Source organism: Streptomyces sp. NBC_00461, assembly GCF_036013935.1.
Taxonomy (GTDB): Bacteria; Actinomycetota; Actinomycetes; order Streptomycetales; family Streptomycetaceae; genus Streptomyces.
Genome location: NZ_CP107902.1, coordinates 8,183,859 through 8,203,732, shown reverse-complemented (window position 1 = coordinate 8,203,732; position 19,874 = coordinate 8,183,859). Strand labels below are relative to the sequence as shown.

Genomic DNA, 19,874 nt, shown 5'->3' with positions numbered 1-19,874 from the left:
CATGCAGCTCGGTCTCATCGGTCTGGGCAAGATGGGCGGCAACATGCGCGAGCGGATCCGCCGCGCAGGCCACACCGTCATCGGCTACGACCGCAACCCCGAGGTCACCGACGTCAAGAGCCTCGCCGAACTGGTGGAGCAGCTCGAAGCCCCTCGCGTGATCTGGGTGATGGTCCCGGCCGGCCCCGCCACCCAGTCCGTCGTCGACGAACTCGGCGGCCTCCTCTCCCCCGGCGACACGGTCGTCGACGGTGGCAACTCCCGCTGGACGGACGACGAGAAGCACGCCGCGGAGCTGGGCGCCAAGGACATCGGCTTCGTCGACGCGGGTGTCTCCGGTGGTGTGTGGGGTCTGGAGAACGGCTACGCGCTGATGGTCGGCGGCGAGAAGGCGCACGTCGAGCGGCTGCAGCCGATCTTCGAGGCGCTCAAGCCGGAGGGCCCCTACGGCTATGTCCACGCGGGCAAGGTCGGCGCCGGGCACTTCTCCAAGATGGTCCACAACGGCATCGAGTACGCCATGATGCAGGCCTACGCCGAGGGCTGGGAGCTGCTGGAGAAGGTCGACTCGGTGGACAACGTCCGTGAGGTGTTCCGTTCCTGGCAGGACGGCACGGTCATCCGTTCCTGGCTGCTGGACCTCGCGGTCAACGCCCTCGACGACGACGAGCACCTAGACAAGCTGAAGGGCTTCGCGCAGGACTCCGGCGAGGGCCGCTGGACCGTCGAGGCGGCCATCGACCACGCGGTGCCGCTGCCCGCGATCACCGCCTCGCTCTTCGCGCGGTTCGCCTCCCGCCAGGACGACTCCCCGCAGATGAAGATGATCTCCGCGCTGCGCAACCAGTTCGGCGGGCACGCCGTCGAGTCGAAGTAGGCCCGCCGTGGGGGACCTTCTCCTGGTCCGCCACGGCGAGACGGAGTGGAGCGTGTCGGGACAGCACACCAGCTGGACCGACCTGCCCCTCACCCAGCACGGTGAGGAGCAGGCCAAGTCCCTCGCTCCACTCCTCTCCCGGCGGACCTTCGCACGCGCGCTGACCAGCCCGCTCGACCGCGCGATACGCACCGCCGAACTCGCGGGCGTCACCGGGGCCGTCGTCGACTCCGACCTGCACGAGTGGGACTACGGCGCCTACGAGGGCGTCACCAGCGTCGAGATCCACCGCACCCGGCCCGACTGGGACCTGTGGACCGACGGGGTGCCGCCCGGTCCGGTCGGGCAGCCGGGAGAGTCGCCGGAGCAGATCGGGCAGCGCGCCGACCGGGTGCTGTCCCGGGTGGACGCGGCGCTCCTGGACGGCGATGTGGTCCTGGTGGCCCACGGACATTTCCTACGGGTGCTGACGGCCCGCCGGCTGGGCCTGCCGGCCGCGGACGGGCGTCTCTTCCAGTTGGCGACGGGCACGGTCAGCCGTCTGTCGACGGAACACGGCCGACCGGTCATTGCCGAGTGGAACACCCGCGCGTAACTCCTGCGCCCCGGGCTACAGCACGTCCCCGAACTAGCTCAACACCCCTGGTGGAGCAAGCGCGTTGACGTAGTGGCCCGGGCCGTGGTCGTCGAAGGAGTACTTGAACGGGATCGTGCGGGTCAGCGCCAGCCGGGTCGTGAGGAACGCCAGCGGCGCCACGACGGCGAGACCGGCGAGGCCGCATCTGGGACCTCCCCCGGGACGTCTGCGGGTGGTGAGCACACCACCGCGACGGTGAACCGTCAACCGAGAAGGAGTCGTTCCCCGGCCATGGCGGGGCGGCGGGAGGGGTTGCTGGGAAGCGGGGACGGCCGCGAGGCGGACACAGCAGGTTACGGCTCCTTCACAGGCTCGGCTGACGTGCCCAAATGCCGCCCGTGCAATTGTTCGCATCGCGCGCAAGGTAGAGCACATCGGCGCGAACCATCGCTGTGACCGCCTGGGGCCGAAGGTAGCGTGCTGCCCCCTGTCCCGAACGTATCCGTACGTGAGGAAACCACCGATGGCCGAGACCGGGCAGCAAGAACCGCAGTACGAGCGGTACGAAGGCGGCAGTCCCGAGGCGGAGCGGCTGGTGTTCGAGCAGCTGGCCGCCGAGTTGATGAAGGTGCAGGTCAAGAACCGGCGGGCCGGGGGCGGTGGGATCGCCCGGACTTTCCATGCCAAGGCGCCGGTGGCCGTGGAGAACGCGCGGCTGCGCTTCCACGACGATCTCCCCGCCGCGCTGCGGGTGGGGTTCGCCCGGCCGGGCGCGGAGTATCCGGCGGTGGTGCGGCTGTCCAACGCGAGCGGCATCCGGCAGGGCGACGGCTCGCCCGATCTGCACGGGGCTGCCGTGCGGGTGCAGGTCTCGGACGAGGAGAGCCATGACCTGCTGGCGACCGGCCATCCGGTCTCGCACGCCCGCGACGCACGGGAGTTCGTGGCCTTCGCGAAGGCGATGGCCGGCGCCGGCAGTCCCGCGCAGAAGGTGTTCGGGCTGCTGGTGAAGCTGCCGCTGGCCGTGGGCCTCGGCACCGCGAACCGCATGCGCCGCAATGTCCGGGCCGCGACCCGCCGCACCGTCAACTCCCTTGCCAACGAGACGTTCTGGAGCCGCGGCGCGATCCTGTGGGGGGAGGCGGGACCGGTGCGGTACCTGTTCCGGCCCGCGCCCGGCAGCCCGCCGGCGCCCGTCCCGGACCGCCGCGACGCGGAGGCCCTGCCCACGTGCCGGGCATCTGGCTGCAGACGCACCACGTGGAGCCGGAGTACTACGAGCGGTTCTTCGTGAACGGTCTCACCGAAACCCACCGGCGGCATGCGGAGTTGTGGGATTAGAGTCCCGCTGTGTGGAGATCAATGATCTGACGCCGGCCGAGGAGCGGGTGTGGCGGGCGTTCCCCACGGGAGCGCCGGTCGACTTCCGTGAGGGAACGGACGAGGACACGGCTGAGGGCGCGCGCTGGGGGCCCGAACGGACCGTCCGGGCAGCCGTGTTGCGGGCCCTGCTGCTCAACGGGCCGCAGGATCCCGGTGAGATAGCCGCACTCAAGGTGTCCGGCGCCCGGATCACCGGCCCCCTGGACCTGCGGTACGGCACGAGCGACTTCGCCGTCCGGTTGAGCCACTGCCACTTCGACGAGATCCCACAGCTGTACGGCGCCCGGCTGCGCCAGCTCAACCTGAGCAACTCGGTACTGCCCGGACTGGTCGCCGCCACCATGCGGGTGGACGGTGTGCTCCGGCTGACGGACTGCCGGTTCGGGGGCCAGGTGCGGCTGGGCGGGGCGCACATCACGGGGGCGTTGTTCATGGACCGGGCCGAGTGCGCGGCACCGGACGACTCCGAGGGCGCCCTTCACCTCAACCACGTGACCATCGGCGACGATCTGTGGGCACCCGGCCTGCGGGCGGACGGCGAGGTGCGCCTGAACAGCGCCGAGGTCGCCGGATCGGTCAGGCTGAACGGCGCACGGCTCAACCGGCCGGGCGGTGCCGCCCTCGACGGGGAGACCCTGACGGTACAGGGCGACGTCCTCATGCGGCAGGTGCACAGCGACGGGTGGATCGGCCTCCGGGGCGCTCGCATCGCGGGCCGTCTGGAGCTGTCGCACGCACGCCTGTCGAATCGCGGAGACACCGCGCTGCGGGCGAGCAGCTGCACCATCGGGGAACTGTGGCTGCGCAAGGGACCTCCCATGGACGGTGCGCTGAATCTGCGCCGCGCCCAGATCGAGGTCCTCTTCCTGGAACCGGAGATGCTGCCCACCGAGGTGTTCCTGGGCGACCTCGTCTACACCTCGCTCACCCCGCACGTGCCCGCCGACCACCGCCTGCCGATGCTGGAGCGGGACGGCGACGGCTATGTCCCGCACGCCTACGAGCAGTTGTCCGCGGCCTACCGCCGGGTCGGCGACGACCACGCCGCCCGCCTCGTCCAACTCGCCAAGCAGCGCCGCCTGCGCCGCACCCGCGCCTGGTACGGCCGCCTCTGGGGCTATGTCCAGGACGCCACTGTCGGCTACGGCTTCCATCCCCTGCGCGCCGCCGTCTGGCTGCTGTCCCTGCTGGCCGTCGGCTCGCTCGCGTACGGGCTGCACCACCCGCCCGCCCTCAAGCCGTCCGAGGCCCCCCACTTCAACCCGGTCTTCTACACTCTCGACCTCCTCCTCCCGGTGATCTCCTTCGGCCAGGAGGAGGCGTTCGCGCCGGACGGCTGGTACCAGTACCTCGCCTACGCGCTGATCATCACCGGCTGGATCCTCGCCACGACGGTCGTCACCGGCGTGACCAGAACCGTCAGCCGCCAGTGAGGCGCCGCGCGATGTGCTGGGCGGCGAGGCGCACGGGAGCGTTCGCCGCGCCGTACCCCCGATAACCCCCGTCGCGCTGGACGAGTTCGAAGAAGACACGGCCGACGGTCCGGGTGTAGCAGTGCCGGAACTCGCCGTACGCGTCACGGTCGTAGAGGATGCCCAGCTCGCGATACGTCTCCAACTCGCCCTCGGCGAACGCGAACCGGGCGGCCAGGTCGTCGTAGTAGTTCGCCGGCATCGTCAGCAGCAGCCCGCCCGCCTCCCGGAAGCGGCGCGCCGCGGACACCACGTCGTGCGTGGCGAAGGCGATGTGCTGGGCGTGGACCGTGTCGTCGGCGGGCCCCGCGCCGACGGACAGAGCGATGCGGACGTCACCGTCGGCGCTGGTCACGGCACGGCTGCGCAGCAGGCCGTACGGATCGGCGACGTCCACGCTCTCCTGGGCGGACAGTCCGAGAACGCTGCGGTGGAAGAGGGTCGCCTCATCGAAGTGGTGCCAGGGCTGGACGAGGGCGAGGTGGTCGATGCGGGTCACGCCGGAGTCCGTCGTGATGTCCGCGGAGTCCACGGTGTTCTCGGTGTTCTCGAAGTCCGCACGCCAGCTGGGGAGTTCGGGGCGGCCGGTGGCGCAGAAGAAGAGTTCCGTGCCGTCGGGGGCCGCCACGGCGTCGAGCGGGGCGTCCTCGGGCGCGCGGCGGCGCGGCAGCACCGGTGCCAGCAGCGCCTCCGCGCGGCGGGCGGCGCCGGCCGGGTCCGGGGACTCCAGACCGATCGCGGCGAGCCCGGTGCCGTCGACGGGGGTCCCCCCGCTCGAACGAAGCCGAGCGTGGGGCTGGGCTGCCGGACCGGTGTTGATGAGGATACGGGCGTCGCCCTGCTGCCACAGGTCGACCGGCTTGCTGCGGTGGCGGGCGGTGCGGGCGAAGCCCAGGGCGCCGAGTACGTCCGTGACCGGCTCGGCGTCGGCGGTGACCAGCTCGGCGAACGCGACGCCCGTGGGGACGACGGGGGCGGGCAGGCCGGCCATGCCCACCGTCTCCTGCAGGACCAGGAGGGAGCGGTGCGCGTCCACGGCCGTCGGGCCGGCCTCGGCCTGGCGGAAGACGTCGTTGAACACCTCCAGGGAGAGCGGACCGGCGTATCCCGTGCGCAGCACGTGCCGCACGAGCCCGGCGACGTCGAAGCCGCCCTGTCCCGGGAAGCAACGGTGGTGACGGCTCCACTGCAGCACGTCCATCGCGAGCAGCGGGGCGTCCGCGAGCTGCAGGAAGAAGACCTTCTCGCCGGGGATGTCCTCGATGCCCTTGGGATCGGAACCGCGCGAGAGGATGTGGAAGCTGTCGAGGCAGGTGCCGAGGGCGGGGTGGTCCGCCGTCTCGACAATGTGCCAGGCATGGTCGTACGTACTGACATGCCGGCCCCAGGCAAGCGCCTCGTAGGCCACGCGGATGCCGAATTCCTGTGCCAGATCGGCGAGTTGACTCAGCTGTCCGGCGGCGAGGGCGTCATCGTCGACGGCGAGCGGCGAGACACTGGAGCAGACGAGAACGGTGTCGGCACCGAGCCGCCGCATCAGCTCGAACTTGTGCCGGGCCCGGCGCAGATTGCGCCCGAACTCGTCCTCGGGCACGGCCTCGATGTCCCGCATCGGCTGATAGAGGTCGATGGTGAGCCCGAGGTCGGCACAACGGACGCGGATCTCCTCGGGGGTGAGCGGACTCGCGAGCAGGTCGTTCTCGAAGATCTCGACGCCGTCGAACCCGGCCCGCGAGGCGGCCGTGAGCTTCTCGGTGAGGGAGCCACTGAGGGAGACGGTGGCGATGGACGTACGCATGGTCCTGCTCCTTCGAACTGCCGGGTGTCACTTGCCGACCGAGCTCTCCGCGGCGCCGGCCAGCTCCGCGATGTCCACCAACATCCGCGCGCTGTCGGGCTCACGTCCGGTGAACAACCGGAACGCGTCCGCAGCCTGGAAGACAGCCATCCCACCGCCGTCCGAAGTGGCGCAGCCAACCGCACGCGCGGTGCGCAACAACTCCGTCTCCAAGGGGCGGTAGACGACCTCGGCAACCCACAGCCCAGGGTGCAGGAACTCGGCGGGGAACGGCATCCCCGGATGGGCGGCCATTCCGGTTGGCGTGGCATGCACGACGCCGTCGGCCGAGCCGAGCAGCTGGGCGAGCTGATCCGGCGTGGCCGCGGCCGCCCGGCCGGGGCCGAAGTGCCGGTTCAGCCCAGCGGCGAGATCCGCGGCCCGATCGGCCAGCGCATCGACGACGGTGACCCGCTCCGCACCCAGGGTGAGCGTCGCATGAGCGACCGCCGCGCCCGCCCCGCCGGCGCCCAGCTGCACCACCCGCTCCAGCGAAGCGTCCGGCAGGCCGCGCGCGAAGGCGGCGGCGAAACCGGTGACGTCCGTGTTGTGGCCGATCGCACGGCCGTCCTCGAAGACGACGGTGTTGACCGCGCCGAGCGCCTCGGCCCGTGGGGCGAGTGCGTCCAGGTGCTCGATGACCAGCTGCTTGCACGGGTGCGTGATGTTCAGCCCGTCGAAACCCAGGTCGCGGGCGGCCCGCAGCAGGTCGCCCACCGCCTCGGGAGGCACACCGAGGGTGTCGATGTCGATGAGCCGGTACACGTAGCGCAGGCCCTGCCGGTCCGCCTCCCGCTCGTGCAGCGCCGGGCTGAGCGACGGGCCGATGCCGGCGCCGATCAGTCCGACGAGATACGAGTCCTTGGCCACGTGGCCCTCCCGAGCTGAGCACTAATGTACGAACTAGTACGTTAGCTATATCAGCCTGTCGGGTTCTCGGGGAAGACCCTGGAGGCGACGCCCGGCCCGCCTTCTAGAATCTGCGGCACCGGCCGCACTCCCGAAGGAACCCGATGACCAGCGTCGACGAACCGGCACGACCGAACGGGCGGATCCGCGACGCCGCCCGCACCCAGGCCGAGATCCTCGACATGGCCACGCAGGAGTTCGCACGCGCGGGCTACGACGGCGCCCGCGTCGACGAGATCGCCGCCCGCACCCGTACCACCAAGCGGATGATCTACTACTACTTCGGCGGCAAGGAGCAGCTCTTCACGGCCGTCCTGGAGCGGGCGTACGGCGTGATCCGCGAGGCCGAGCAGGAGCTGGACGTCGAGCACCTCGACCCGGTCGCCGCGATCCGCCGCCTCGCGGAGGTGACCTTCGACCACCACGAGCAGCACCCCGACTTCATCCGCCTGGTCAGCATCGAGAACATCCACGGGGCCGAGCACATCGCCGCCTCCGAGAAGCTCGGCAAGATCGGTTCCCCCGCGCTCGACGTGATCCGTCGCATCCTGGTCTCCGGGCAGGAGTCCGGCCTGTTCACGGCCGATGTCGACGCCGTCGACCTGCACGCGATGATCAGCTCGTTCTGCTTCTTCCGGGTCGCCAACCGGCACACCTTCGGTGCCCTGTTCGGCCGCGACCTGGTGGACCCGGCCCAGCGCGAGCACTACCGCGCCATGCTCGGCGACATGGTGATCGCCTACCTGACGGCGGAGCGGACGGCCGGCTGAGGCCGTACGGCGCCACCTCTTGACACCCGGGAAACGTCGGCGCAACATCCCTACCCACCGGGACTAACTACCCAGTGGGTTAATTAAGCCGAGATCCGGCCCCATCACGGCCCTCTGCCTCTGCTTCCTCTGCTTCCCCTCTCCGCTCACTCCGCCTACGTTGGAGTTCCCCCGAAGGAGCACGCCGTGACGCATGCCGTCGCACCCCGCGACCCTGCCGACGCCGTCGGGCAACCGAAAAAGGCGGCAGCAGCCGCCTGGATCGGCAGCGCCCTGGAGTACTACGACTTCTTCATCTACGGCAGCGCCGCCGCGCTGATCTTCCCGAAGGTCTTCTTCGACGAGTCCGATCCGGCCACCGCGACCCTGCTGTCGCTGGCCACGTTCGGCGTCGCGTACGCGGCCCGTCCCGTCGGCGCGCTCTTCCTCGGGCACTTCGGCGACCGGGTGGGCCGCAAGAAGATCATGGTCTTCACGCTGATCCTGATGGGCCTGTCGACGTTCCTCATCGGCTGTCTGCCCACGCGTGCCCAGGTCGGCTCCCTCGCCCCGGTCCTGCTGGTCGCCTGCCGTGTCCTGCAGGGCATCTCGGCCGCCGGCGAGCAGGCCAGCGCCAACTCCATGACGCTGGAACACGCGCCACCGGACCGACGCGGCTTCTTCACCAGCTTCACCCTCAGTGGCACACAGGGCGGCCAGCTCATCGCCACGCTGGTCTTCATCCCGGTCGCCGCGCTTCCCGAGGACCAGTTGCTGTCATGGGGCTGGCGAGTGCCGTTCTGGGCGAGCGTCGCCGTCGCCGTCGTCGGCTACGGCATCCGTCGCAGGCTGGAGGAGACTCCGGCCTTCGCGAAGCAGGCGGCCACCGAGGGGGTCGTGAAGCTGCCGCTGGTCGTGCTGCTGCGCGAGCACTGGGTGGACGTGCTGCGGGTGATCGGGGGCGCGCTCATCGCCTCGGTCTCCACGATCTTCACGGTCTGGGCCCTCGCCTACGCCACCAGCGACTCGGTCGGCATGTCCCGCTCCTCCATGCTGTGGGTGGGCGCGCTCGCCAACCTCGTGGCACTCGGTGCGATCCCCCTGTGGGCCACCCTGTCGGACCGCATCGGCCGCCGCCCCGTGTTCCTGATCGGCGCGGTCGGCAGCGCGATCACCATGTTCCTCTACCTCTGGGCGATCTCGACGGGCAACTACGCCCTGATCCTGATCCTGGGCATAGTCACCTTCGGCATGGTCTACAGCGCCGCGAACGGCGTCTGGCCGTCCTTCTACGGCGAGATGTTCTCCACTCGCGTCCGCCTGTCCGGCATGGCGATCGGCACCCAGATCGGCTTCGCCGTGGCGGGCTTCGCGGTCACGTTCGCCGCCCAGATCGCGGGCCCCGACGGCAGCGACTGGTCGTCGGTGGCGCTGTTCACGGCGGCCCTGTGCGTCCCGCCGGTGATCGCCGCCCTCTCGGCCCGCGAGACTCACAGGATCCCGACGGAACACCTGGGTGAGCGCACACCCCAGGGAGCGTCACAGCCGGAGACGGTCAGGGCCTGACCGCTCCGCACGATCACCCCCGGGCCACCACGGGCCGGGATTCCACGATCACCCCGGGCACCCCCGGGCCCTGGACGCCACGAAGGCTCCGGAGCCCGGGGGTTTCGGCGCCGCGGCGTCGCGGGTGCGTACGCGGCCCCGTGTCGCCCTACGTCGCTCGCGGGTGACGCGGCTCGTACAAGCCGACCTCGCCCCCACCCGGCAGCCGGAAACCCGTCACCCGACCCCAGCGGGCGTCCTCCAGGGGCCGCGTCAACTCCACTCCCTTTTCGGTGAGTTCGGCGGTCGTCGCGTCGATGTCGTCGCACATCAGCATCAGTTCGTGCGACGGCTCGCCCTCGGCCGGATGGAAGGCGACCTCCGCGGGCGGTGCCCTGAAGATCAGCCAGCCGAGTCCCGCGTCGACGTGCGCCCAGCCGAGGACGTCCCGGAAGAAGGCCCGGTCCGCCTCGGCGTCGCGGGTGTAGATCACCACATGTGCCCCATTGATCACGCGCGGAGGCTATGCGCGCGGGGAGGAGACGGCAAGCACCCGCGCGCTACGCGTTGCACCAGGCCCGCTCGGGCGTACGCCACCCCGCCCGGCGTCGTACCGGCCTTCGTGGGGCTCGGGGCAAAAGGCGCCGTTGAGGCACCGCGCGTAGTGCGGTAATCATGGGGGCCTCCGCGCGCTCCGGCCGGATTCAGGGGCGGCCGGGGTGCGCGGACGGTGTGGTGCGCTCAGCCCCTGTTGGCCCCCTTGGGAATTCCGTACGCCCGCTCCACCCTCAGCCGCACCACCAGGCGTCGGTCGCGGACCATCGCGGCACGGTAGTCGTCCCAGTCCGGGTGCTCGCCCAGGACGTCGCGGTAGAGGCGGATCAGCTCCTCGACCGTGTCGTCGTGCGGGTCCTTCGCGACGGGTGAGAGGTCGGCGGTGCCCTCGACGACCGTGTAGGCAAGGCGGTCGGGGGTGGACACGTGGTACGACGCCCGTGGGTCGCGCAGCAGGTTGCGGGTCTTGGCGCGGTCGTCGGTGACCGAGATCCGGACGATGTGCTCGTCGGGATAGTAGTGATGGCTGACGTTCGACAGCTGGGGCCGGCCGTCGCGCTTGAGGGTGACGAGCACCCCGCTGCGGTCGTCGGAGAGCAGCCTGAGCAGTGTGTCCTGAGTCATACCCGGGTCAACCCGTCGGGCCGATTCCCGCATTCCCGGGTGGACACTGTCTGCATACGCGAGGCTGAGCTGGTCGGGCGGGCCCGGCCTTACGTGGACGCCCGGCTCGTCGCGGGCTCGCTTTGGGCGAACTTGCACGGCATCGCCCAGCTGTGGGGTGGCGGGGGCATGGCGGGCCGCGCGCTGCCGAAACGTTCGGCCCCGATGATCAATCATGGTCAAGAAGGGGACCGTGCCCGCGTTCCTGCGCGACGATGAGTCCGAGGTCGGTCGGGCGGGGTACTGCCGGACCGCACCTCGACGAGCGCATTCGGAGGAGAGCGATGGCACAGCTGCGACAAGAGGTCGACCCGGGCGAGGCCGGGCTGGACGCGAAGGCGCTGGACCGCCTCGACCAGCACGTCGCCCACTACGTCGACGAAGGACGCCTGCCCGGCTTTCTGCTGGCGGTGGCCCGTGGCGGACGCGTCGCCCACCTCACCACCCACGGCCGCCGCGACGTCGCGGCGGATCTGCCCGTCGAGGCCGACACCCTGTGGCGGATCTACTCCATGACCAAACCGGTCACCACGGTCGCCGCGCTGATACTCGTGGAGGAGGGCCGCCTGTCGCTCGACGACCCGGTCGCCCGCCATCTCCCGGCCTTCGCCGACCCGCAGGTGTACGAGAGCGGCTCGGGCACCGACGTCCAGACCCGCCCGGCAACCCAACCCTTGCTGATCCGGCACCTGTTGACCCACACGGCGGGCCTGACCTTCGCCTTCTACCGCACCCACCCGGTCGACGCCCTCTACCGCGCGGCCGGCCTCGACTCGGCGGTGCTGCCGGGCTCGGACCTGGCCGGGACCGTCGAGGCGTACGCCCGCCTGCCGCTGCAGTTCGAGCCGGGCACACAGTGGAACTACTCGGTCGCCACCAATGTGCTCGGCAGAGTGATCGAGGTCGTGTCCGGGCAGCCGCTCGACGCGTTCTTCGCCGAGCGCGTCTTCGGCCCGCTCGGCATGACCGACGCGGGCTTCTGCGTCCCTGACGAACAGGCGCCCCGGCTCAGCGAGTTGTACGGCGAGACCGCCGAGGGCGGCATCGAGCCGATCGCCGGGCTGCCGCTGCGCGGACGGCCTCGCTTCCTGTCCGGCAGCGGCGGCATGGTGGCCTCCGCGTACGACGTGCACCGCTTCATGGAGCTGCTGCGCCGCCGCGGCGAGCTCGACGGGGTGCGTCTGCTGGCCCCCGAGACGGTGGAGCTGATGACCCGCAACCACCTTCCCGGCGGCGCCGACCTGCGCGCCTTCGGCAGCCGCCCGGCCCACGACGAGCCCGGCAACGACGGCGTCGGCTTCGGCCTCGGCGTCTCCGTCGTCATCGATCCCGAGCACACCCAGGCGCCGTCGGGCCTGGGCACGTACGGCTGGAGCGGGGTGGCGACCACGACGTTCTGGGTGGACCCGAGCCGTGATCTGACCGTGCAGTTCATGACTCAGGTCCGGCCGAAGTCGTCACTCAGGCTCTTCCCGGACCTCAAGAGGCTGGTCCACGAGGCGGTCACGGACTGAGTCCGGCTACGGCGCGGTGCGCAGGGTGAACTCCAGCCCCTCGTGGGCGAGTTCGTCCAGCCACTGCTGGGACCGGGCGGCCGTCTCCGCCGCCCGGTCGAGCCCGGCGGGCAGGGTGCCGTCAAGGATGTGGCGGATGCCCAGGGCCAGGGGACGGGAGACGCAGCGGGCCATCGCGCTCTCCTGAGCGTCGCCCACCAGGTCCAGGAGGTAACTCCCCGACCAGCTCCGCTCCCCCTCGCCCCGGACCTCCAGCGACACGGCGAGCACCACCCGGTCGCGGTCGGCGTCGGTGGTGGGATGGCGGGCCGCCAACTCCTGTGCCAGCGCGGCGATGCGGGCGTCGTCACCGGCCTTCAGCTCCTCGAACACCGCGTCCCAGGCTCGCAGCCAGCCGTCGAGACGCAGGGTGCCGCGGACGAAGGACCGTGCCTGCCAGGTGGCGGGCAGTTCGTACTGCTCGACGAAGGGGACGCTGTCCCGGTTCGGGTAGACCTCGAACCTCTCGCCGTCGAGGACGTGCGGCCGGGTGGCCTCCCAGGGCCGGTCGACGGTGGTCTGCGCGCCGTCCTCGATGTAACGGGCGGGCGAGCGCAGCGCGTTGAGCACCCCCGCGGGCGCCCAGCTGAAGCGGTACCTGAAGTCGTTCGGGACGGCCGGGATGCCGCCGCAGTACGAGGTGAAGCGGTACGAGGCCGGCGTGCCGGCGCCGATCGCCTCCCGGGCACGGGCGACGAGGCTGTGCGCGAAGAGGTGGTCGAGGCCCGGGTCGAGCCCCGCCTCCGTGAGGACGACGAGGCCGGCCTTCGCGGCGCCGGGCACCTGTTCCAGTACGGCGTCCGACACATAGCTGGAGCAGGCGAAGTGGGCCCCCTCGCGCACGCAGACGGCCAGGATGGCGGCGTGCTCCGGTGCGGGCAGCATCGATACGACGACGTCGCCGGGGGCCAGTTCGGCGGCGAGGGCGGTGAGCGTGTAGGCGCGGGGCTCGGCGCGGCCGGTCAGGCCCAGGCGGTCGAGGGCCTGGGCGGCGCGTTCCTCGGTGCGGTGCCACAGCCGTACCCGCTCGGCCGTCTCGCACAGGCGGGCCAGGCCGCTGCCCGTGGACAGACCGGCGCCGATCCAGTGCACGGTGCCGCTCGCGGTGACCCTGTCGGTGCTGTCAGACATGGCGGAACTCCCCTTCTGTGATGCCGAGTTCGCGGCAGGCCTGGCGGAAGCGGTCCAGACAGCGGCCCCAGGGCCCGTCGGCACCGAACTCCAGGAGCTGGAGCACCAGAGCCGCCGAGAAGTCGGTGCTGGACTCCCGCGGGAGGAGGGATGGCAGGTTGTCGATGGCGATCAGGTCGAGTGGGGGGTGCGGGGAGTGCGGGGGGTTCTCGCGCAGGCGGCGCACGGGGTGCTCCCAGTCCGTGGTGCGGTCGTAGACCGGCAGGACGTTCAGCTCGGAGCCGACGTCGCAGGTGACGTCGCAGACGGTGCGCAGGCGGCGGGCGGGGTCGTCGAGGTCCTGCTCCCGGAGGAAGGGCGGGATGGGGGTGGTGGCGAGGACCGCGTTCACGAAGACGTCGTGGGCGAGCAGGGCCGGCCGGTCCAGGTCGCGGGTCTCGGCGAGGTCCCAGCAGGTCGGCTCGACCCCGGCCGTCCGGAAGGCGACGCGCGCACCCCGGCCGCTGCGGCCCAGGGCGCCGATCACCACAGCCGTGAACTCCTCGTCCCCGTCGGCGCGTCGGAGCGTCTCGTCCAAGACCTCCTTGGACGTGGGCGTCAGGGGCGCCGCGAGCCTGCCCCGCTGCTGCAGCACGGCCAGGGCGGCGCCCAGATAGCCGGCCCAGAACCCGAACGCGGCGAGCCTGCGGCCGTCGTCGTCCACCAGGTACTCCAGGTCGAGGAGCGCCCCTCCCCCGGCGGCGAAGCGCCGCAGCAGGGCCTCAGCGCCGGGCTGCCGCTTGTAGGCGTGCCCGAAGAAAATGTGCTGGTGCGTCAGTTCGGCCGGCTCGTCCGGGAGTTCCTTCAGGCCGATGACGACGGCCCGGTGCGGAGCCGACACCCATGAGCCCGCGGGTGCGACGCGGCAGCCCGCCGCCTCGTACTCCTCGATCGGGAAGATCCGCTGCGGGGACTCCTCCACGGTCAGGGTCACCCCGCTGTCGACGAGCCGGCGGGCGTCGGACGGCACGAGGGGCGTGCGGCGTTCGGTGCTGCGGACCTCGTGGCGCAGCCACAGATGGAGCTCTGTCATACGAGGTGGGCCTCCGGGCGCGGGGCGTCGGCCGCGAGAGGGCCGGCGCTCAAGGGGCTGACGTCCACGAAGGGTACGCGGCCGGGGCGCGGGTCACGGCCCACCTCGCCGACGGCAGGTCGCGGCGGACACGGGCGGCGGCGAGGTGGTGGGCGTGATCAGGACAGGTGCGCCACCGCGTCCAGATGCGGCAGGACATGGTCGAGGCGTTCGCGCTTGGTGCGCAGATAGGTGATGTTGCTCTCGCACGGCGGGATCAACAGCGGTACGGTCTCGGCCACTTGGATGCCGTGCTGCACCAGCGCCTCCCGCTTGCGCGGGTTGTTGGACATCAGCCGGACCGAGTTCACGCCCAGGTCCTGGAGGATCCCGGCGGCGACGCCGTAGTCACGGGCGTCCACCGGCAGTCCGAGCGCGAGGTTCGCCTCGACGGTGTCCAGGCCCTCCGCCTGCAGCGCCATCGCCCGCAACTTGGCCAGCAGACCGATCCCGCGGCCCTCGTGGCCCCTCAAGTAGACGACGATGCCGCTGCCTTCGGCGACCACGGCCTTCAGCGCGGAGGCGAGCTGGTCGCCGCATTCGCAGTGCTGCGAGCCGAACGCGTCACCGGTCAGGCACTCGGAATGGAGTCGGGTGAGTACGTTGTCCGTGCCGATCTCGCCGTGGACCAGGGCCACTTGTTCGTCACCGCGGTCATGGTCCATGTAGCCGACCGCCCGGAATTGGCCGTACACCGTGGGCAGCGGTGCATTCACAATCCGCTCCACGCCCGTGCGCTGCGCGGACTTCTTGCCGAGGACGCCGATTTTATCTGTCATGATCTGATTCCTAAGCAGAGACGAAGGGCCGTGAAGAAATGAGTGATTCGGGCGGGCGTACGGCGGCGAACGGGCTGGTGCCGGCGGACACTACGGAAGAGGTACGGACCAGGGCGGCGGGTGTCTCAACGCAGGTCGCCGTCCTTCCGGTCGGGAGCTTCGAGCAGCACGGTGCCTTCCTTCCGCTGGCGACCGACACGCTCGTCGCCTGTGCCGTGGCCCGGGAGATCGCCGCGGCGTACCCGGTGCACCTCCTGCCCCCGGTGACGATCTCCTGCTCGCACGAGCACGCGGCCTGGCCCGGGACCGTCAGCATCTCCTCGGTGACCCTTCATGCGGTGGTGTCGGACATCGCGGCTTCGCTCCGTCGCTCCGGCGTCGACGCCCTGGTGGTGGTCAACGGCCACGGCGGAAACTACGTACTGGGCAACGTCGTTCAGGAATCCTCCGCCCGCGGCGAGCGCATGGCGCTCTTCCCGGCCGTGGAGGACTGGGAAGCGGCGTTGCAGCGGGCTGGGGTGGCCACCTCGCTGCTGACCGACATGCACGCGGGAGAAATCGAGACCTCCATCCTTCTGCACGCTCACCCGGAATTTCTCCGCCCCGGTTATGAAACCTCCGATTTCGTCGCGGACGACCGCCGTCATCTGCTCACCCTCGGTATGTCCGGCTATACCGATTCGGGGGTCATCGGGCGCCCTTCGCTGGGTTCCGCGGAAAAAGGGAAGGAACTGCTCGCGAGCCTCGCGGATTCGTTCGGCGCGTATTTCTCGCTCCTCACGTCGGCGGACGGGCGCGGATAGCCGGAGCCGGGTTCCGGGGCCGCCTGGGCCGTCACGGAACCGTCGCGCAGGCCCGTGTACCAGCGGGCCACGAGGACGACGGCGCCCGGCAGCGCGGCCACGAAGCTGAGTACGCCGTACACCACGGCGACGGCCACGCCGCTGCTCGCGCCGAGGCCGGCCGCCCCGAACGCCCAGGCGGTGACGCCCTCCCGGGGCCCGAAGCCGCCGATGTTCAGCGGCAGCCCCATGGCGACCAGCGCCAGTACCGCGAGGGGCAGCAGGGCGGCGACGGAGGCGTGGGAGTCCGCGACCCGGGCGGCGAGCACGAACATCCCGAGGTGACCGGCGAGGATGAGGAGCGACGAGACGGTCACGCCCGGCCAGTTGCGGCGCGACAGCAGCCCCTCGCGGGCCTCGGCCAGCGTCGAGCGCAGGGCGCGTCCGCGCCGGGAGGGCGCGCGGTTCATCCGCAGCGCGATCACGACGGCGAGCGCGCCGACGGCGGCTAGCGCGACCAGCGGTGCGAAGTGCCGCACCTCGTCCCGTACCGGCGAGTCCATCGTCAGCAGCATCGCCGCTCCGACGACCGTCAACGCGGCCTGCCCTGCGACCCGTTCGAGGACCACGGAGCGTACGCCGCGGCCCATGTCGCCTGCGCTCTGCCCGTGCCGGACCGCCCGGTGCACATCGCCGAGGACACCGCCGGGCAGGGCGGCGTTCAGGAACAGTGCCCGGTAGTAGTCGGCGACTGCCGCGCCGAGCGGCAGCCGGATCTTCAGGCCCCGGGCCACCAGCGCCCAGCGCCAGGCGCTGAGCACGGTGGTGGCCACACCGATCACGAGCGACACCAGCAGCGTCGTGGCGTCGATGCGCCGCAGCCCGTCCAGCAGGACGCCGGTACCGAGATGCCACAGCAGGGCGCCGAGGATGACGACGCCTGCGACGGTGCCGAAGTGGGTGCGTACGGCACGGGAGTTGAGCCGTGCCAGGACACCGCGCCACCGGGACATCCCGGTGGCGGCCCCGGACCGCTCGGAGGAGACGATCACGCCGATACGGGCCTTGGAGACGGCGGGTCCGGCGGGCGGGACGGAGACGACGTCACCGGTCCGCACGGCACCGGTGCGCCCGTCGGCCGCCGGGGTTGCGGCCCCGGTCCACGTGTCGACCGCCATGCCCCGCTCGGCCTGCACGCCTCGTTCACGCTGCTCCGGCAGCACCACGACCGCCCTGACCGTCTCCACGCTCATGACGCCCCGTCCGTCGGCCGGGACAGCGCCAGCAGGTCGCTGTGGTGGACCGTGACGCGCAGCTCGCCCGCCTCGCAGGCCGCCAGGCGCTCCCGCAGATACCGTTCTGCACGTGCCTTCAGCTCGGGGCGCTCCTCGACCGCGGCGCCGACCCAGCCGCGCAGCCACTGGGCGGTCAGCGCGGCCTCACCGGGGCCGAGCCGCCAGGGGCTCGGGTTGACCTGTACGGTCGCGCCCCGCTCCGAGAACGCCTCGCACGCCACCGTGATCGCGTCCGGGCCGAGCATGCCGTCCCGGCGCTGGTGGGCGTTGAACGCGTCGGTGATCTCCGCGTCCATCGGGTCGGACGGGGTGAGCTCGACACGTCCGGCGACCGAGAGCGTGAGCAGGGCCGGGCAGCCGGCCCCGGTGCAGGCGTCGGCGAGGGTCTCGATCTCCTCGCGGGTGAGGACGTCGAGGAGCGCGGAGGCCGTCACCAGGGAGGCGCCGGCCAGGCCGTCCGGGGTGAGCCGGGCGACGTCGCCGCGGCGGGTCTCCACGGTGACCCGGCTGCCGTCGGCGGCGGAGCGCGGCGAGGCGACGGCCGCGAAGTGCAGGAGGTAGGGGTCGCGGTCGTGCAGGATCCAGTGCTGGGCACCGTCCAGGCGGGGCGCGAGCCACCGGCCCATCGAGCCGGTGCCGCAGCCCAGGTCGTGGATGACGAGCCCGGCCTTGCCCGGCAGGTTGGCCAGCCGGATCCGCAGCGGGACGAGCAGATCGTGCGCCCGCCCGGCGGCGTCGGCCGGTTCGCGCAGTTCGAGCCACTCGGGCGCGTAACGGGGCGGCTCCGCCGGCCCGGTGTCCCGCAGCCGTACGGTGGCGCGCTCGCCGGAGCCCGGGGCGGCGGGGCCGGCGCCGGGAATCACGGAGTCCACGGGCACGGCGTCCTCCCTGGGCCCGGACTGTGCCGGGATCTTCTCACCGATCTGTACGGTCCTGTTCATGCCGCCCTCCGGGGTTCACTCGGCAGCCGGCCCAGTACTCCGGCGAGGCTGCGGGCCGTGGTCGCCCAACCGTCCAGGGCGGCCCGTCGGCCCCGGGCGGCGGCCTTCAGCCGGCGTCGTACGTCGGCCTCGCCGAACCAGCCGCGCAGTTCGGCGGCGAGGGCCGCGGGGTTCTCCGGCGGGACGAGGATGCCGGGGACACCGCCGTCGGGGGCACGCCCGACCGCCTCCGGGAGCCCGCCCACATCGGTGGCCAGCACGGGGATACCGCGCGCGAGGGCCTCCGTCACCGCCATCCCGTACGTCTCCGCGTACGAGGTGAGGACCATGAGGTCGGCGGTGTTGTAGCTGGCGTCGAGCTCGGCGCCGGCCTTCGGGCCCGCGAGTTCGATGCGGTCCTGCAGGCCGTGCTCCTTGATCAGCAGCCGCAGTTGGGCGACGTATTCGGGGTCGTGCCCGAGTCCGCCGACGCATACGCAGCTCCACGGCAGGTCCCTCGCCGCGGCCAGCGCCTGCACCAGCCGGTGCTGCCCCTTGCGCGGGGTCACCGCGGCCACGCACAGCAGACGGGAGAGGCCGTCGGTGCCGGAGGCGAGGGGCGCGATGTCGGCGCCGGGGGCGGCGACGTGGACCCGCTCGGGGGCGAGGCCGTGGTGGGCGACGAGGCGGCGCACCGCCCAGTCGCTGGTGGCGATGACAGCGGGCACGGCCCGCAGCACGTCGCGCTCCTTGGCGTCCAGCTCGGCGGCCACGGCGGGTTCGAGACCCGTCTCGTCGCCGAGTGGAAGGTGCACGAGGACCGCGAGGCGCAGCCGCTCGGCCTCCGGGACGACGATCTCCGGGACGCCGCAGGCGACGATCCCGTCCAGCAGGACGACCGTCCCGTCCGGGAACTCCCGCAGCGTACGGGCGAGTTCCGCACGGGCCGCCGCTCCCGGCCGGGGCCACTCGCCGGCCACGGCGTGCTGGTGGACCTGCCAGCCGAAGCCGGGCAGATCCAGGCTCACCCGCCGGTCGTAGGCGTTGCCGCCGCTCGGCGCGGCCGGGTCGTCGACACCGCCCGGCAGGACGAAGTGCACGGAGCGCAGGGACATGGGGATGATCTCGGCGTTCTTCAGGGCGGAGTGCTTGATGGGCACATAGCCGAGCGCCGGCTGCTCCACCTTCTCCAGGGTCACGTCGGTCACAGGGCACGCTCGTAACTCGCCCAGGCGATGTGCGACTCGTGCAGGGTCACGGCGATCCCCGCGATGCCCCTGGCGCCCTCGCCGAGCGAGCCCTTCTCGATCCGCTCGGCGAGCCGGTCGGCGATGACCTTGGCCAGGAACTCCGTGGAGGTGTTGACTCCGGCGAACTCGGGCTCGTTGTCGAGGTTTCTGTAGTTCAGCTCGCTGACCACGGCGCCCAGTTCCTGTGTGGCGAGTCCGATGTCGACGACGATGTTGTCGTCGTCCAGCTGCTCGCGCCGGAATGTGGCGTCCACCAGGAACGTCGCTCCGTGCAGACGCTGCGCGGGTCCGAAGACCTCGCCACGGAAGCTGTGGGCGATCATGATGTGATCGCGGACGGTGACACTGAACAACGGACGACCCTCCAGGTGCGGCACGTCTGGCCCCCCGACTGTTGGCCGCCGGGGGATGCCTTAGTAATACGGCTCTTCGGTTTCCCGCGTTCAACCGCCCCTCACTCTTTTCTCAGGTCAGGCGGCCTTGCAA

General features: G+C 71.5%; 18 protein-coding genes and 3 pseudogenes. 9 read left to right on the top strand and 12 right to left on the bottom strand.

From position 1 onward, the window contains the following. Position 1 precedes the first annotated feature (1 nt). Positions 2-877, top strand: coding sequence for a phosphogluconate dehydrogenase (NAD(+)-dependent, decarboxylating) (gnd, locus tag OG870_RS38015; RefSeq protein WP_266525404.1), 876 nt, complete (start codon positions 2-4; stop codon positions 875-877). A gap of 7 nt (positions 878-884) precedes the next feature. Next, on the top strand, positions 885-1,472 hold the full coding sequence (locus tag OG870_RS38010; RefSeq protein ID WP_266525402.1) for a histidine phosphatase family protein: 588 nt from the start codon (positions 885-887) through the stop codon (positions 1,470-1,472). A 33-nt stretch (positions 1,473-1,505) separates the two neighbouring features. On the opposite strand, the gene OG870_RS38005 is transcribed toward OG870_RS38010, so the two are convergent. After that, a complete protein-coding gene (locus tag OG870_RS38005) occupies positions 1,506-1,721 on the bottom strand; it encodes a hypothetical protein (protein WP_266591395.1) in 216 nt (71 codons plus the stop codon). 256 nt (positions 1,722-1,977) lie between these two features. On the opposite strand from OG870_RS38005, the pseudogene OG870_RS38000 reads away from it, so the two are divergent. Together OG870_RS38000 and OG870_RS37995 are read left to right on the top strand one after the other, a co-directional pair. Further along, a pseudogene (locus OG870_RS38000) lies at positions 1,978-2,679 on the top strand (peroxidase family protein); the annotation flags it as partial. Positions 2,680-2,806: 127 nt separating this feature from the next. Further along, on the top strand, positions 2,807-4,270 hold the full coding sequence (locus OG870_RS37995) for a membrane-associated oxidoreductase (RefSeq protein WP_266591393.1): 1,464 nt from the start codon (positions 2,807-2,809) through the stop codon (positions 4,268-4,270). On the opposite strand, the gene OG870_RS37990 is transcribed toward OG870_RS37995, so the two are convergent. Both OG870_RS37990 and OG870_RS37985 read right to left on the bottom strand, forming a co-directional pair. Further along, positions 4,257-6,107, bottom strand: coding sequence for a bifunctional sugar phosphate isomerase/epimerase/4-hydroxyphenylpyruvate dioxygenase family protein (locus tag OG870_RS37990; protein ID WP_327691949.1), 1,851 nt, complete (start codon positions 6,105-6,107; stop codon positions 4,257-4,259). The two genes, OG870_RS37995 and OG870_RS37990, sit on opposite strands and share 14 nt — an antisense overlap. 27 nt (positions 6,108-6,134) lie before the next feature. Beyond that, the gene (locus OG870_RS37985; protein WP_327691948.1) at positions 6,135-7,016 is read right to left on the bottom strand and encodes a shikimate dehydrogenase; all 882 of its coding nucleotides are present in this window, start codon (positions 7,014-7,016) and stop codon (positions 6,135-6,137) included. Between the two features lie 143 nt (positions 7,017-7,159). On the opposite strand from OG870_RS37985, the gene OG870_RS37980 reads away from it, so the two are divergent. Continuing rightward, positions 7,160-7,825: a TetR/AcrR family transcriptional regulator gene (locus OG870_RS37980; protein WP_266525394.1), complete on the top strand. Its 666-nt coding sequence runs from the start codon at positions 7,160-7,162 to the stop codon at positions 7,823-7,825. 186 nt (positions 7,826-8,011) lie between these two features. Further along, on the top strand, positions 8,012-9,370 hold the full coding sequence (locus OG870_RS37975) for an MFS transporter (RefSeq protein ID WP_266525393.1): 1,359 nt from the start codon (positions 8,012-8,014) through the stop codon (positions 9,368-9,370). Between the two features lie 148 nt (positions 9,371-9,518). Here OG870_RS37975 and OG870_RS37970 read toward each other — a convergent pair whose 3' ends face one another. After that, positions 9,519-9,863 (bottom strand): VOC family protein, encoded by a 345-nt coding sequence (locus tag OG870_RS37970; RefSeq protein WP_327691947.1) that lies wholly within the window; start codon positions 9,861-9,863, stop codon positions 9,519-9,521. A 227-nt stretch (positions 9,864-10,090) separates the two neighbouring features. After that, entirely contained in the window at positions 10,091-10,528 is a 438-nt protein-coding gene (locus tag OG870_RS37965) for a PPOX class F420-dependent oxidoreductase (protein WP_266525389.1), read from the bottom strand. 66 nt (positions 10,529-10,594) lie between these two features. Here OG870_RS37965 and OG870_RS48305 point away from each other — a divergent pair. Together OG870_RS48305 and OG870_RS37955 are read left to right on the top strand one after the other, a co-directional pair. Then, a pseudogene (locus OG870_RS48305) lies at positions 10,595-10,786 on the top strand (hypothetical protein); the annotation flags it as partial. A gap of 65 nt (positions 10,787-10,851) precedes the next feature. Beyond that, a complete protein-coding gene (locus OG870_RS37955) occupies positions 10,852-12,081 on the top strand; it encodes a serine hydrolase domain-containing protein (protein ID WP_266525388.1) in 1,230 nt (409 codons plus the stop codon). Between the two features lie 6 nt (positions 12,082-12,087). Here OG870_RS37955 and OG870_RS37950 read toward each other — a convergent pair whose 3' ends face one another. The 3 genes from OG870_RS37950 to ribA all read right to left on the bottom strand — a co-directional run bounded on the left by OG870_RS37950 (position 12,088) and on the right by ribA (position 15,141). Then, entirely contained in the window at positions 12,088-13,251 is a 1,164-nt protein-coding gene (locus OG870_RS37950; RefSeq protein ID WP_327691946.1) for a saccharopine dehydrogenase family protein, read from the bottom strand. Continuing rightward, positions 13,244-14,323 carry a saccharopine dehydrogenase gene (locus tag OG870_RS37945; protein WP_266591383.1) on the bottom strand — a complete coding sequence of 360 codons (1,080 nt, stop codon included), beginning with the start codon at positions 14,321-14,323 and terminating at the stop codon, positions 13,244-13,246. Before OG870_RS37945 ends, OG870_RS37950 begins: the two co-directional genes overlap by 8 nt. Before the next feature lie 158 nt (positions 14,324-14,481). After that, complete coding sequence (ribA, locus tag OG870_RS37940; RefSeq protein WP_266525382.1) at positions 14,482-15,141, bottom strand: GTP cyclohydrolase II; 660 nt, start codon at positions 15,139-15,141, stop codon at positions 14,482-14,484. Between the two features lie 38 nt (positions 15,142-15,179). Between ribA and OG870_RS37935 the strand changes: the two are divergent. Continuing rightward, positions 15,180-15,926, top strand: a pseudogene (locus OG870_RS37935) (creatininase family protein); the annotation flags it as partial. Here OG870_RS37935 and OG870_RS37930 read toward each other — a convergent pair. The 4 genes from OG870_RS37930 to OG870_RS37915 form a co-directional block, all read right to left on the bottom strand. After that, positions 15,812-16,936, bottom strand: coding sequence for a lysylphosphatidylglycerol synthase transmembrane domain-containing protein (locus OG870_RS37930; RefSeq protein WP_266592590.1), 1,125 nt, complete (start codon positions 16,934-16,936; stop codon positions 15,812-15,814). The pseudogene OG870_RS37935 and the gene OG870_RS37930 sit on opposite strands and share 115 nt — an antisense overlap. Positions 16,937-17,172: 236 nt before the next feature. After that, positions 17,173-18,159: a class I SAM-dependent methyltransferase gene (locus OG870_RS37925; RefSeq protein WP_266525380.1), complete on the bottom strand. Its 987-nt coding sequence runs from the start codon at positions 18,157-18,159 to the stop codon at positions 17,173-17,175. Then, entirely contained in the window at positions 18,156-19,346 is a 1,191-nt protein-coding gene (locus OG870_RS37920; protein WP_266525378.1) for a glycosyltransferase family 4 protein, read from the bottom strand. The genes OG870_RS37925 and OG870_RS37920 overlap by 4 nt, the downstream gene beginning before the upstream one ends. Continuing rightward, entirely contained in the window at positions 19,343-19,741 is a 399-nt protein-coding gene (locus OG870_RS37915) for a 6-pyruvoyl trahydropterin synthase family protein (RefSeq protein ID WP_266591381.1), read from the bottom strand. Before OG870_RS37915 ends, OG870_RS37920 begins: the two co-directional genes overlap by 4 nt. Positions 19,742-19,874: the final 133 nt, after the last annotated feature.

What these genes read in the sequence shown, in the direction of transcription:
- gnd (WP_266525404.1), top strand. Translation starts at nt 2, where the DNA reads ATGCAGCTCGGTCTCATCGGTCTGGGCAAGATGGGCGGCAACATGCGC.
- OG870_RS37945 (WP_266591383.1), bottom strand. Translation starts at nt 14,323, where the DNA reads ATGACAGAGCTCCATCTGTGGCTGCGCCACGAGGTCCGCAGCACCGAA.
- OG870_RS37965 (WP_266525389.1), bottom strand. Translation starts at nt 10,528, where the DNA reads ATGACTCAGGACACACTGCTCAGGCTGCTCTCCGACGACCGCAGCGGG.
- OG870_RS37950 (WP_327691946.1), bottom strand. Translation starts at nt 13,251, where the DNA reads ATGTCTGACAGCACCGACAGGGTCACCGCGAGCGGCACCGTGCACTGG.
- ribA (WP_266525382.1), bottom strand. Translation starts at nt 15,141, where the DNA reads ATGACAGATAAAATCGGCGTCCTCGGCAAGAAGTCCGCGCAGCGCACG.
- OG870_RS37930 (WP_266592590.1), bottom strand. Translation starts at nt 16,936, where the DNA reads ATGTCCCGGTGGCGCGGTGTCCTGGCACGGCTCAACTCCCGTGCCGTA.
- OG870_RS37955 (WP_266525388.1), top strand. Translation starts at nt 10,852, where the DNA reads ATGGCACAGCTGCGACAAGAGGTCGACCCGGGCGAGGCCGGGCTGGAC.
- OG870_RS37925 (WP_266525380.1), bottom strand. Translation starts at nt 18,159, where the DNA reads ATGAACAGGACCGTACAGATCGGTGAGAAGATCCCGGCACAGTCCGGG.
- OG870_RS37990 (WP_327691949.1), bottom strand. Translation starts at nt 6,107, where the DNA reads ATGCGTACGTCCATCGCCACCGTCTCCCTCAGTGGCTCCCTCACCGAG.
- OG870_RS37980 (WP_266525394.1), top strand. Translation starts at nt 7,160, where the DNA reads ATGACCAGCGTCGACGAACCGGCACGACCGAACGGGCGGATCCGCGAC.